The organism is Kocuria sp. KH4 (assembly GCF_053711175.1).
This window is the reverse complement of record NZ_JBSJYX010000065.1, coordinates 1-433: the sequence shown is the minus strand read 5'-3', so window position 1 is coordinate 433 and position 433 is coordinate 1. Positions and strand designations below refer to the sequence as shown.

Sequence of the window (433 nt, the reverse complement as noted above, 5' to 3'; positions counted from 1 at the left end):
TGGGCACAGCCACCACATGGACCGGTCCGAGGCGGGCCTGAGATCCCGCGGGCCCATGTTCCCGTTGCGGGTGGGGTGCCACTGCGGGGCCACCGCCGTGCTCTTCTCCTCCAGCGACCGCCCCGGCTTATGGAGTGGGGGAGGCCCCGGCGCAGTTGGCCGGGGCCGAAGGCCGGGTCACCCAGGTCTCAGCCCGTGCGGCTTTGGTTGCCGAGTCAGGCGCGCACCGGGGGCACATGGTGTCCGACCTGGTGCCTAAGCCGGTGCGGGAGGCGACAGGCCCTCATCGTCACTACTTAGTGTGTGTTTGATAAAGCATGGGCCAAGGGGGACAGGGCTAAGCTCGGCTTATGACAGCACAAATTACCGAGGGTGAGTGGATCCCGCTTCCTGGAGCGCTTCCCGAGTCAGTCATAGCAGACACCGTCTATGT

The 433-nt window shown here is 66.1% G+C and carries 1 protein-coding gene; it reads right to left on the bottom strand.

Going from position 1 to position 433, the window contains the following annotated elements:
- A partial coding sequence (locus tag ACWCOM_RS18505; RefSeq protein WP_454550206.1) for a zinc-ribbon domain-containing protein occupies nucleotides 1-93 on the bottom strand: 93 nt, incomplete at its 3' end.
- Nucleotides 94-433: the final 340 nt, after the last annotated feature.